The sequence below is a fragment of the Paraburkholderia sp. Ac-20336 genome (assembly GCF_017105025.1).
In the GTDB taxonomy this organism is placed as follows: Bacteria; Pseudomonadota; Gammaproteobacteria; order Burkholderiales; family Burkholderiaceae; genus Paraburkholderia.
Genome location: NZ_JAAGPS010000097.1, coordinates 19,011 through 29,692, shown reverse-complemented (window position 1 = coordinate 29,692; position 10,682 = coordinate 19,011). Strand labels below are relative to the sequence as shown.

Here is a 10,682-nt window from a genome sequence, read left to right as displayed (position 1 = left end):
CTCCTACGAGCGCGATTATTCGCGCGGCTACCATTCGGGCAAGCGTCATCACAAGCGCCGCCGTTACGACTGATACGCTGGCCTCGCGCTTTCGCGCGACAGGTCCCGTCTCGCGACGCATGCTTCCGGTCCGGCGAAATCGGCAAGGTGCTGAATCGCCGGGCGGCGCTGCATGACGTTGCGATAAAAACCTCGCAACGTCATTCAGCGCCCTTCAGCTTCCATCACGCATGCAAGATCAGCTTCTGAATCCGCCAGTTCAATAGCTCCGCGACGAATAGCGTGTTCTCGGCGGGACACGCCATCTGATGAATCCAGCCGAACTGCTTCGGCTGCTTGCCCGATTGGCCGAGCACGCCGAGTACCTTGCCGTCGAGCGTCATCTTGTAGATGCGGCCGGGAAACGCATCGGCGCTATAGAGCACCTGGTGCGGTCCCGGCGAGATGCAGATGGCCCACGGCGAGCCTGGCGCGAACGTGCCCGCGGCGATATCGGCTTCGCTCGGCATGTTGCCGATCGCGGGGCGCGCATCCGGCGGTACCGGCACGTCGATCGTGAACTGGCGCAGGAACGTGCCTTCGGTATCGAACACCTGAATGCGCCGGTTGCTGCGATCGGCCACATAGACGTGGTCGTTTGCGTCGACGGCAATACTGTGCGGCGTATGGAATTGCCCCGGACCCGTGCCGCGATCGCCCCACGACTTGAGCCAGTTGCCGTCGCGATCGACCTTGGCGACGCGCGAGTTGATATAGCCGTCGCTGATATAGGCGTTGCCCGCTTTGTCCCACGCGACGTCGGTCACCTGGCGAAAGCGTCCGGGCTCGGCCGGCAGCGGCGGATTCGGATGCTTGAGCGGCGCGGTGTCCTCGTCCGACGCTTCCTGCTTGCGGCCGAACACCATGGCAACGCGTCCGTCCGGCGTGAACTTGATCACCATGTCGGAGCCTTTGTCCGTGACCCAGATGTTGTCGTGCCGGTCAACCTTGACCGAATGCGCGAACGACCACGCATAGAGGTTATGGCCGATCTCGCGCACGAAGCGTCCGTCGGGCGCGAATTCGAGCAGTTGAGCCGCGGCCGCGCCATAGGCGGGGCCCGTGCTGTTGCCGCGCGACAGCACGAAGATGTGTCCGCGCGAATTGAGCGCGACGCCCGAGCATTCGCCGAAATACATGTCGGCCGGCAGGCGTACGGGATTGGCAATCGAGTCGTAGGCGATGGAAGGAACGGTTGGTGTGTCCGCAAATACCGAGGGCATGGCGAGCCCCGCGGCACTGCCGGCAATCAGGCTCATGAAAGTCCTGCGGCTCATTGCCCGATGCTCCGCGATGCCGCAGCATGGACAGAACATGCCATATTGCTCGCTCATTCATCGTCTCCTTGATTGTCCGTTCGACCTGGGCCGACTCGCACCCGAAGTGTGCAAAGGCAATCGTAGTGCACAAAACGCTTAATAGCTAAGGCGTCTTGTGTTGCATGAGGAGAGGGCTTGGGTTGTGAGCGTTCATGTGCGACGACGTCATGGCTTCGCGGCGGCTCTTTGCTACTATGTAGCACCGCGACTGCTTTGAACCATCACACAAGGAGATTCGAATGAGCAAGGGTTATTGGGTGTCGTCGTACCGCAAAACGAACGACCCGCAGAAACTGGCCGCCTACGCGCAATTGGCCCCGGCCGCGGTGGCCGCGGCAGGCGGCAAATTCCTCGTGCGCGGGGCGGCGGACGAGGCGCGCGAGCAGGGCCTCACGGAGCGCACGGTCGTGATCGAATTCCCGACGTACGAGCAGGCCGTCGCCGCTTACGACAGCGAGGAGTACAAGAAGGCGCTGGCCGCATTGGGCGATGGCGTCGAGCGCGATTTGCGCATCGTGCGCGGCGTCGACTGACGCGCAGCGCGCAAGCCAGACGAATCAGCCGCACGAGTTGCCTGCGCCGCAACACGTGCGGCAGCGCGAGGTCTATCTCGTCGCTACCCCATCAGCGCTACTTCACTGCGCCCAGCGCCAGCCCCTTCACGAGATAGCGCTGCAACCACGCGAACACGACCGACACCGGCAAGGTCGCGCACAAGGTTGCCGCCATCACGAGATGCCATTCGACGACGTACTTGCCCGCGACCATATCGGTCACCTGCACGGTCAGCGTCTTGTTCTCCGGTGAGCGGATCAGCGTATAGACCACCGCGAACTCGTTCCATGCATTGATGAACGTGAAGATCGCGGTCACGACGATGGCCGGCACCGCCAGCGGCAGAAACACCTTGAATACCGCGCGGGTGCGGCTGCATCCTTCGAGCCATGCCGATTCTTCCAGGTCCTGCGGCACGGTCTGAAAGTACGACGACAGCATCCACACCGCGAACGCGATATTGAACGCCGCATACGACACGATCACGCCGATCTTCGAATCGACCAGATTGCCGTCGCCCCACGGAATCATTGCGGCAAGGCGGAACAGGCCGACCACGAGCAGGATCGGCGAGAGCATCTGCGTGACGAGCAGGAACTGGCGGTACAGGCCGCGTCCGCGAAACGGAAAACGCGCGAGCGCGTAAGCGGCGGGCAGGCTCACCGCGAGTGCGAGCGAGGTCGACAGCAAACTGATGATCGTGCTGTTGCGCAGCGCGACGCCGAAGTTGGCCGCTTCCCACATGTCGACGAAATTGCTCCACTGCCAGTGCACCGGCAGCCAGCGCGCCGGGTACACGAAGATCTCCGAAGCCGGTTTTACGGCGGTGAAGAACATCACCGCGAACGGAAACAGCACGACGATCACGAGCGGCGAGAGCGCGAGCCAGCACCACAGCGAGCGCTTTGTCCGGGCACTGAGACTCATGACGGCGCTCCTTCTTTCGCGCGTTGCAGACGCAGATAGGCAATCGAGAACACGAACAGCATGACGAGCATGATGAGCGACACGGCGGCGGCCTCGCCGGGGCGTCCGAGCCGGAACCCCAGTTCGTACAGGTACGTGACGAGAATGTGCGTGCCGTTGTCGGGGCCGCCCTGGGTCATGACCCAGATGATCGGAAACGAGTTGAACACGTAGATCACGTTGAGCAGGATCGCCATGTTGATGAATGGGCGCAGGAGCGGCATCGTCAGCAGGCGGAACTGCTGCCATGCGCTCGCGCCGTCGATGCGCGCGGCTTCGTAGATATCGCCCGGCACCGAGGAGAGGCCGCCGAGGAAGATCGTCACCGTAAACGGAATCGACACGAGAATGCCGACCGCGATTTCCACCGGAAACGCGAGTTCGGGCGTGGCGAGCCAATGTATCGGGCCGCCGATCAACCCGAGCCGCTGCAGCGTGACGTTGACCATGCCGTAGTCGTCGTTGAAGGCCCAGCGCCATACGACGGCGGTCATCGTCAGCGAGACGGACCACGGCAGCATCACGATCGTGCGGGCGATGCCGCGGCCGTGGAAGTCCTGATTCAGAATCAGCGCGACCGGCACCGAGATCGCGACGGTGCCGCCCACCACGCACACGGTCCAGACAATCGTGCGGCGCACGGAAGAAAGAAACACCGGGTCCTGGAACACGTTGATGAAATTCTGCAGACCGGTGAAGTCGCGAATCGCGCCGAAGCGCGACACCTCGTGCAGCGATTGCCACACGATGTTGAAAATCGGGTAGCTGATGATGAACAGCGCGAGCACGAGGCTCGGCGCGATCAGCAACCAGGGCGCGTGCGCGCGCGGAGAAACGGAACGGCTCATGCGTGCTCGATCGTAAGACGCGCCCGCGTTACACGGCGGGCGCGACGGAATGGGCCGGAGAGTACATCAGTCAATCGGACTGTTGGGTGAAGCCGTGCCGAAGCGGACTCGCGCGCCGTCGTGGCAACGGCGGCGCGCGTTCCGGATTCTACCCGTCAACGCCCGATTATTCCGAACGACGATGCCTCAGTGACCAAGCGACTTGTTCGCCTGCGCCGCCGCGGCATTCAGCGCGTCGGCCGGTTGCGCCTTGCCGAGGTAGATCGCCTGCATCGCGTCGGTCACGGCCTTCGCGGTGTCTTCCCAACCCGTCACGGTCGGCGCGAAGTGCGCGGTCGGCAGCAACGCGACAAATGCTTTGGTATCCGGATCGTTGAATGCCGGGTCCGCTGCTTCGGCCTTCGTGGTCGGCAGGAAGCCCTCGGTCGTCGTGAACTCGACGCGCGGTTCCTTCGTGAACAGATAGTCGAGGAATTTCCACGCGCTCTTCTTCACTTTCGAGTTCTTGAACATCACGATCGAATCGGTGACCGCGTATGTCGCGTGCGTCGTGCCCATCGGCACCGGATCGATGCCGTACTTGAGGTTCGGCGCTTCCTTCTTGATCTGCTTGGCGAGGAACGGCGCCGAGATCACCATCGCGACGCGGCCCTGCTTGAAGAGGTTCTGCACGTCTTCGCGGCTATAGCCGGTCACGCCCGGTTGCGTGAGCCCCTGGTCGATCATCGTCTTGTAGAGCGTGGCGGCCTTGATGCCGGCCGGCGAATTGAACACGGCCTTGCCGTCCTTGCCGACCACGTCGCCGCCGTTGGTCCACAGCGCGTAGTAATAGTAGACGTCGGTTTCGATTTCCTTGCCTTGCAGACCGAAGCCGGCAATGCCTTGCGCCTTCAGTTTCTTCGACGCATCGATCACGTCGTTCCAGCTCTTCGGGCCGTCGGGATAGCCGACCTTCGCGAGCAGGTCCTTGTTGTAGTAGAGCGCGCGAGCCGAAGCGGCAATCGGCAGGCCGTAGGTCTTGCCGTTGATCTGGCCAGGAGCCAGGAACGGCCCGATGAAGCGGTTCTTGAAGTTCGCGTCCATGTAGCCGTCGAGCTGCTCGGCCACGTCGTCCTTCACGAAGTCGAGCAGCCAGCGCGTGCCGACGATCGCGAGGTCGGCGTTGGCGCCGCCGGAAATGTCCGTTTGCAGCTTCTGTTGCAGCGTGTCCCAGTTCACGTCTTCGATCTTGATGGTCGTGCCGGGGTTGGCCTTCTCGAAGTTGCGCGCCATTTTCTCGAAGTACGGCGCGGTGGCATCGCTGTAGTGGGCGACGGTCACGCGGACCGTGTCGGCGTGGGCCGCCACGGCGATACCTGCAAACGCGAGCGCCACGGCGACTTTGCCTAGCGCGAGGGAAGCACGGGCATGCAACGACATTTCTCTCTCTCCTGTGGGTGGTTTGCCGCCGTCGCCGGCCGCCTTGGGTTGATTGTTTGTAAAAATCCTACATGACGAAAAATGGCTTGTCACGTAGGGTCTGCGATATTTCTTTTACCCCGGGTTTGTGCATAAGATGCTGTAAAGCATGGGGTATTCTGCATTGCGTGATGACACGAAAACCCACTCTTCGGGATCACCACGAGCGTGGCTCGCATCAGGCTTGTAGGAAATTTACAGAGTGGTCCGCGGCTCGGGTGGCACGGGCGGGGCGTGGACGAGTGAGGTCGAGATGAATCGTGTGGTGTTGGTGACAGGGGCGTGCGGCGGGATCGGCAGCGTGTTGTGCAGGCGCTTCGTGGCGGAGGGCGACACGGTGCTCGCGCTCGACATCGACGCGGCCGCGCTGCAAGCGCTGAGCGCGCAACTCGGCAAGGACAACGTCACGCCGGTCGCGGTCGATCTCGGCGACGCCGCTGCGGTGCAGCAGGCGGTGGCCGCGGCGATCGCGACGCGTGGGCCAGTCGACGTGCTGGTCGCGAACGCGGGCGCGGCGCTCGGCACGACGCTCGCGACGACCGATGCCGCGAGCTGGCAGCGCGACGTGCATCTGAATCTGAACGGCACGTATCACACGGTGGAAGCGGTGCGTGCCTCGATGATCGAGCGGCAACGCGGCGCGCTCGTGCTGATCGGCTCGGTGAACGGACTCGCGGCGCTCGGTCATCCGGCGTATAGCGCGGCGAAGGCCGGGCTCGTCAGTTATACGAAAGCACTCGCCATCGAACTGGGCCGCTACGGCATTCGCGCGAACATCGTGTGTCCGGGCACGGTGAAGACGCAGGCGTGGCAGGCGCGGGTCGATAAAAACCCGCAGGTGTTCGAGGATCTGAAAAAGTGGTACCCGTTGCGCGACTTCGCGACGCCCGACGATATCGCCGACGCGGTGCTGTTTCTCGCCTCGCCGATGGCGCGCGTGATTACCGGCGTCGCGCTGCCGGTGGACGGCGGGTTGATGGCGGGCAACCGTTTGATGGCCGAGGAACTGACGCTCGAATCGTTTTGAGCCGGCGCCTTGAGCGCATGGGTAACGACGCAGGCAAGACAACACGCAGCAAGACAATGAGGACAGCATGGCAGCAGTGCAACTGAGCGGCATCTTCAAGCGCTATGGCGACACGCAGGTCGTGCACGGCATCGATCTCGACATCGACGACGGCGAGTTCGTCGTGCTGGTCGGTCCGTCGGGCTGCGGCAAGAGCACGCTGATGCGGATGGTGGCGGGGCTCGAAGAGATCAGCGGCGGCGATCTGATGATCGGCGGCACGCGTGCGAATACGCTCGCGCCGCAGCAGCGCAATATCTCGATGGTGTTCCAGAGCTACGCGCTCTATCCGCATCTGTCGGTCTACGACAACATCGCATTCGGTCCGCGGATTCGTAAGGAATCCGCGGCGAGATTCAAACCGCGCATCGATGCCGCCGCGAAGATGCTGAATCTCAGCGGCTATCTGGACCGCTTGCCGCGCGCGCTGTCGGGCGGCCAGCGGCAACGCGTGGCGATGGGCCGCGCGGTGGTGCGCGAGCCGTCGCTGTTCCTGTTCGACGAACCGCTGTCGAATCTCGACGCGAAACTGCGCGTGCAGATGCGCACCGAAATCAAGGCGCTGCATCAGCGGCTGAAGAATACGGTGATCTACGTCACGCACGATCAGATCGAGGCGATGACGATGGCCGATCGCATCGTCGTGATGAACGCGGGGCGCATCGAGCAGCTCGGCCGGCCGCTCGAACTGTACGACCGGCCCGCGAATCTGTTCGTCGCGAGCTTTCTCGGTTCGCCGTCGATGAATTTCGCCGAGGGTGTGATCGTCAATCGCACGCAAGGCGCGGGTCTTGCGCTGAAACTCGCGGACGGCGGCGAGGTCGCGCTCGACGGCGCGCCGGCCTCGGCGGTGGTTGGCGCGAAGGTCACGCTCGGCGTGCGGCCCGAGCACATCGAAATCGCGACGCAAACGCCCGATGCCGAGCTCGATGTCGAAGTGATCGAGCCGACCGGCGCCGAAACACATCTGTATGGGAAAATCGGCGTCGTCACATGGTGCGTGACGACGCGCGAGCGCTCGAGGATCGAGCCCGGCCAGCGAGTCGCACTGCGCTTGCCGGCCGAATGCATTCATCTGTTCGATACGGAGAGTGGACGCAGGCTGGTCTGAACCGCGTGTTGCCGCTCGGGGCTCATTCGAGCCGAACCAGCCGCGAGCGACGCGGGTCCCTCTGTAACAGACCCTAAGGAACACCGGGTGTCCGCAGCGAACTTGATTCCCCATATCCGCGGCGCGCTTGCGAGTCTGCGGCCCGCCGAGCGCAAGGTCGCCGAGATGGTGCTCGCCGACGTCGACTTCGCGATGCGCGCGAGCATTACCGAACTCGCGCAACGCGCCGAGGTGTCCGAGCCTTCCGTCACGCGTTTTTGCCGCGCGATCGGCGCGCATGGTCTGCGCGACTTCAAGATGCAGCTCGCGCAGAGCGTGGCGGGCGGACTGCCGTACGCGTCGGCTACGGTCGCGCGCGACGACGACGTGCAGACCCTGATGGACAAGGTCGGCGAGGCGGCGATCGATGGCATCACGCACGCGCGCGGCGCGCTCGATCCGGCCGTGGTCGAAAGCGCGATTGCCGCGCTGTCGAGCGCGCGGCGCGTGTTTTTCTTCGGCGTGGGTTCGGGCTCGGGGCTCGTCGCACAGGACGCGGCGCTGCGCTTTCTGCGTATCGACATCGCCGCGGCGTCGTTTACCGACGGTCATTTGCAGCGGCTTTACGCGGGCCTGATGGAACCCGGCGACGTGGCGTTCGCGATCTCGCATTCGGGGCGCAGCGTCGAGGTGAACGAGAGCATCCAGATCGCGAAGGAGCACGGCGCGACGACGATCGCGCTGACCAACGTCGGTTCGCGGCTTGCCTGGCTCGTCGATATTCCACTGCTGCTGCGCGTGCCGAGCCCGATCGATCCGAATACGCCAGGCGTGTCGCGGCTCGTGCAGTTGTGCATCATGGATGCGCTGGCGATCGGCGTCGCCTTGAAGGCCGGTCCGCAGACGCTCGAAAAGATGCGCCACGCGAAAGCGCGGCTCGGGTCGCATGAGCCGGAGGGGGCGGGGTAGGTGTCGCTTGGCGGAAAAGCGCCTACGTCCCCCCACTTTCCGCATCGTTCGCTGCCATCCACCCGAACCGTCGCGACAATCGCAGTGTGGTGGCACGCAAGATCCGCGCAGGCTGGCCCGACGGTTCGCAATCGAAGCTGCCGCTCGTCCCCATTACCGCAAGCACGACGCAGATGCTGCCCGTGTGATCGAGCACGGGCGCGGCGAGCGTGTCGATGCCAGGCACCGGACGACTCAATGCGGTATCGATGCCATGCGAGCGAATCTGCGCGAGACGTTGCGCGTAGCGGCTTTTTTGCGTGGCGATAGCCGTTGCGCTCGCGCCTGCGAGCCGCAGATGATCCTGGGCGAGCAGACCCACGCGCACGTCGTCGGCGACATACGCAGCAAACACGCGGCCAATCGCGGTATTGACGAGCGACATCACCGTGCCGACCCGCAAGCTCACATGCAATGGCCGTGCCGCTTCTTCGAGGCGCACGACGGTCGGCCCGAGCGGTCCGAGCACCGCCATCGCGACGCTCATGCCGGTCGAGGCCGCAAGATCGATGACTTCGGGCTCGGCCTCGCGCGTCGGCGAGAGGCGCTGCAAGCCGATCAAACCCAGTTCGAGCGCAAGCGGTCCGGCTTCGAAACAGCCCGCCGCATCGCGGCTCAGCAGGCCGATTTTCAGCAGACTCACGAGGTGCGGAAACGCTTTCGCGGGCGGCATGCCGGCCGCGAAAGCGAGATCGCGCAGACTCAGCGGCCGCGCGGCGGTGGCGAGTGCGTTCAGCAGGTCGCCGGTGTTGTCGAGCGCTTGAATGCCGCGCTGCGGTTTGGCGTCGGCGGCGTCGGGAGAGAGCGGGGCGGAATCGGTCACGATGGAAAGCGGGCTATAGGGATGAGGCGAGTGTCGATGTCGAAGGCGCGGAAGAAGACACCGCGAGTTCGGCGCCGATCTCGCTCGCCGTGGCGAGCAACGCATGCGCAAGCGGGCCGTCGGCAGCCACGTCGATCGCGCCGGTCGAGCCGATTACCGTCAGCGCGAGTAGAAGGCGGCCTTCGCCGTCGAGCACCGGCGCACTCAGACTGCTGATGCCGGGACTCGGCGCGTCGACACTGCTCTCGAGCCCGCGCGCGCGAATGCGTTCGAGCGTCGTCTCGAACGCGGCGCGTCCGGCGGGTGTCGTCATCGCGCGCTCGGCTGTGCCGGACTGATTCGCCCACATCGCGTCGAGCGTCTCGCGCGGCAGATACGCGCAAAACACGCGTCCCGTCGAGGTCGCCGGCAACGACATCACGGTGCCGATATGCAGATTGACGTGCAGCGGGAACCCCGCATGCTCGTAGCGGACGATGGTCGGCCCCTGCGGCGCGGCAATGCAGATCGCGACGCTAAAGCCGATTGCCTCGGCGAGCGCCGCGACGCGCGGCACGGCGGCGCGGAACGCGGGCTGGTTTTCGAGCCGCAGCAGACCGAGCCGCAGCGCGAGCGGTCCAGGCTCGTAACGGCCCGACAGTTCGTCGCGCTTGATGAGTCCCAGGCGGCTCAGGCTCACGAGGTAGGCATGTGCCTGGCCTGGCGCGATCTGCGCGGCACTCGCGAGATCGGACAGCGCAAGCGGAACGCGCGCGCTGGCGAGCGCGAGCAGCACGCGGCCGCTCACTTCGACACTTTGAATGCCGCGCTGCGGTTTGGCGGTTTCCGGCGCCGCGTTGTCGGCGCTGTCAGTGCTGTCGCTGCTCAGGCGTGAGCCTTTGCTCCTCGCGCGGCCTGTAATCGCTGTACCGTTCGCGCTTGCCGCCGATTTCGTCGCTTTGCTCACATTCGCGTTCGTCCGTAAAAAGCGCTTCATGTTAATCGAAGGATTGCCTTCTCCCAAGACCGCGCCGGGCAAGAGCTACCCGATAGGCGGCTTTCCAGGAGCCCAGTCGACCGGGTGTTCGAGCGAGACCTGCAAGCGGCCGCGCAACTCGGGATGTACCGAAGCCTGGTTGAGGACGGCCATGCCGCCAATCTGCCGTAAGGTTTCGTCGGTCAGCGGAGCAGTCGGGTCGTCGGAGCCAAGCGGCACATTCATTGCCGATCCGCGCGCGATCTGCCGATCGATGGCTCCCTGGATTTCGTCCCGGTACACGGTACACAGCTGGAGCTGTTGCGTTTCCTCGTTATAAAAAATCACGGTGGCACGAAGGCGTTGGGTCATTTCATCAACCTCTGCAGTGCTGGTAATTTGCGAATGCTGTTTGCTTGCACATGGATTCTGCGCGTCGCCGTTGGTTTGCGTATAGCGATACTTTTCGCTATTGACAAATAAAACGTGGCGGCCATACCATGCATTCACCCCGACACACCGGCGCAATGACCGAACACAAAGCGGGGCGAGACA

Annotated in this window: 11 protein-coding genes; 4 read left to right on the top strand and 7 right to left on the bottom strand. The window is 64.1% G+C overall.

The genetic code is table 11. The features are described from left to right. Positions 1-224 precede the first annotated feature (224 nt). On the bottom strand, positions 225-1,373 hold the full coding sequence (locus GXB81_RS22870) for a peptidyl-alpha-hydroxyglycine alpha-amidating lyase family protein (RefSeq protein WP_205990399.1): 1,149 nt from the start codon (positions 1,371-1,373) through the stop codon (positions 225-227). 224 nt (positions 1,374-1,597) lie between these two features. Here GXB81_RS22870 and GXB81_RS22865 point away from each other — a divergent pair, with 224 nt between their 5' ends. Further along, positions 1,598-1,891 (top strand): DUF1330 domain-containing protein, encoded by a 294-nt coding sequence (locus GXB81_RS22865; protein ID WP_205990398.1) that lies wholly within the window; start codon positions 1,598-1,600, stop codon positions 1,889-1,891. Positions 1,892-1,988: 97 nt separating this feature from the next. Here GXB81_RS22865 and GXB81_RS22860 read toward each other — a convergent pair whose 3' ends face one another. From GXB81_RS22860 to GXB81_RS22850, 3 genes are all read right to left on the bottom strand, one after another. Then, positions 1,989-2,840, bottom strand: a complete 852-nt coding sequence (locus GXB81_RS22860; RefSeq protein WP_167042711.1) for a carbohydrate ABC transporter permease — start codon at positions 2,838-2,840, stop codon at positions 1,989-1,991. Beyond that, the gene (locus GXB81_RS22855; protein ID WP_167042709.1) at positions 2,837-3,727 is read right to left on the bottom strand and encodes a sugar ABC transporter permease; all 891 of its coding nucleotides are present in this window, start codon (positions 3,725-3,727) and stop codon (positions 2,837-2,839) included. The genes GXB81_RS22860 and GXB81_RS22855 overlap by 4 nt, the downstream gene beginning before the upstream one ends. Before the next feature lie 186 nt (positions 3,728-3,913). Further along, positions 3,914-5,146 (bottom strand): sugar ABC transporter substrate-binding protein, encoded by a 1,233-nt coding sequence (locus tag GXB81_RS22850; protein ID WP_205990397.1) that lies wholly within the window; start codon positions 5,144-5,146, stop codon positions 3,914-3,916. Positions 5,147-5,438: 292 nt separating this feature from the next. On the opposite strand from GXB81_RS22850, the gene GXB81_RS22845 reads away from it, so the two are divergent. The 3 genes from GXB81_RS22845 (at position 5,439) to GXB81_RS22835 (ending at position 8,310) form a co-directional block, all read left to right on the top strand. Continuing rightward, positions 5,439-6,212, top strand: a complete 774-nt coding sequence (locus tag GXB81_RS22845; RefSeq protein ID WP_205990396.1) for an SDR family oxidoreductase — start codon at positions 5,439-5,441, stop codon at positions 6,210-6,212. A 67-nt stretch (positions 6,213-6,279) separates the two neighbouring features. Further along, entirely contained in the window at positions 6,280-7,362 is a 1,083-nt protein-coding gene (ugpC, locus tag GXB81_RS22840) for a sn-glycerol-3-phosphate ABC transporter ATP-binding protein UgpC (RefSeq protein WP_205990395.1), read from the top strand. An 87-nt stretch (positions 7,363-7,449) separates the two neighbouring features. After that, positions 7,450-8,310, top strand: coding sequence for an SIS domain-containing protein (locus GXB81_RS22835; protein ID WP_205990394.1), 861 nt, complete (start codon positions 7,450-7,452; stop codon positions 8,308-8,310). A gap of 22 nt (positions 8,311-8,332) precedes the next feature. Here GXB81_RS22835 and GXB81_RS22830 read toward each other — a convergent pair whose 3' ends face one another. The 3 genes from GXB81_RS22830 to GXB81_RS22820 are packed head-to-tail and all read right to left on the bottom strand — an operon-like array spanning position 8,333 to position 10,637. Continuing rightward, positions 8,333-9,172 (bottom strand): IclR family transcriptional regulator, encoded by an 840-nt coding sequence (locus GXB81_RS22830; RefSeq protein WP_346777816.1) that lies wholly within the window; start codon positions 9,170-9,172, stop codon positions 8,333-8,335. A gap of 13 nt (positions 9,173-9,185) precedes the next feature. Next, on the bottom strand, positions 9,186-10,148 hold the full coding sequence (locus GXB81_RS22825) for an IclR family transcriptional regulator (protein WP_205990392.1): 963 nt from the start codon (positions 10,146-10,148) through the stop codon (positions 9,186-9,188). A 45-nt stretch (positions 10,149-10,193) separates the two neighbouring features. Continuing rightward, entirely contained in the window at positions 10,194-10,637 is a 444-nt protein-coding gene (locus tag GXB81_RS22820) for a hypothetical protein (protein WP_240158965.1), read from the bottom strand. Positions 10,638-10,682 lie beyond the last annotated feature (45 nt).

Bases quoted from the DNA above. Each gene is read 5' to 3' on its own strand.
- GXB81_RS22870 (WP_205990399.1), bottom strand. From the start codon at position 1,373: ATGAGCGAGCAATATGGCATGTTCTGTCCATGCTGCGGCATCGCGGAG.
- GXB81_RS22865 (WP_205990398.1), top strand. From the start codon at position 1,598: ATGAGCAAGGGTTATTGGGTGTCGTCGTACCGCAAAACGAACGACCCG.
- GXB81_RS22860 (WP_167042711.1), bottom strand. From the start codon at position 2,840: ATGAGTCTCAGTGCCCGGACAAAGCGCTCGCTGTGGTGCTGGCTCGCG.
- GXB81_RS22855 (WP_167042709.1), bottom strand. From the start codon at position 3,727: ATGAGCCGTTCCGTTTCTCCGCGCGCGCACGCGCCCTGGTTGCTGATC.
- GXB81_RS22850 (WP_205990397.1), bottom strand. From the start codon at position 5,146: ATGTCGTTGCATGCCCGTGCTTCCCTCGCGCTAGGCAAAGTCGCCGTG.
- GXB81_RS22845 (WP_205990396.1), top strand. From the start codon at position 5,439: ATGAATCGTGTGGTGTTGGTGACAGGGGCGTGCGGCGGGATCGGCAGC.
- ugpC (WP_205990395.1), top strand. From the start codon at position 6,280: ATGGCAGCAGTGCAACTGAGCGGCATCTTCAAGCGCTATGGCGACACG.
- GXB81_RS22825 (WP_205990392.1), bottom strand. From the start codon at position 10,148: ATGAAGCGCTTTTTACGGACGAACGCGAATGTGAGCAAAGCGACGAAA.